General features: G+C 33.8%; 1 protein-coding gene. It reads right to left on the minus strand.

The window, feature by feature from the left end; genetic code table 11:
* Positions 1 to 159: 159 nt before the first annotated feature.
* Positions 160 to 489, minus strand: coding sequence for a DMT family protein (locus E3E36_RS13665; RefSeq protein ID WP_167895543.1), 330 nt, complete (start codon positions 487 to 489; stop codon positions 160 to 162).
* Between the last annotated feature and the right edge of the window lie 29 nt (positions 490 to 518).

Raw genomic sequence — 518 nt, forward strand, 5'->3', positions numbered from 1 at the left:
GATTATAAATTTAGTTTTTTTATGCAGCAGGGTTAAATAAAGGCTTTCCAATTTCTTGGAGAGCCTATTTTATTTCGCCGGGAAGAAAGGTAGTCGGTAAAATTATTTGCAACTAAACTTAGAATAGCTTGATGTTCTCTGCGACTTATCGGTTAAAAATTATTTTTTAAATGCAAAATATACAGCTCCTAAAATTAAGGTAAAGCTTACGGCGTAATTCCAGCGAACAGGTTCTTTTAGATATACTACTGCAAAAATGCAGAAGATAACCAATGTAATAACTTCCTGTACAATTTTAAGTTGAAAGCCAGACCAGCCGGTAGTGTAACCTATTCTGTTAGCAGGAACAGTAAGGCAATATTCAAAAAAAGCAATACACCAGCTTATAATAATTGCTTTCCATAAAGGCAACCCTTTTTCTTTCAAATGCCAATACCAGGCAACCGTCATAAAAACATTAGAGCACACTAAAAGACCAATTGTTTTCATCTTATTTATCTGATTTTAGATCGGAAGAG

The organism is Thermococcus sp. M36 (assembly GCF_012027355.1).
Classification (GTDB): Archaea; Methanobacteriota_B; Thermococci; order Thermococcales; family Thermococcaceae; genus Thermococcus.

What these genes read in the sequence shown, in the direction of transcription:
- E3E36_RS13665 (WP_167895543.1), bottom strand. Translation starts at nt 489, where the DNA reads ATGAAAACAATTGGTCTTTTAGTGTGCTCTAATGTTTTTATGACGGTT.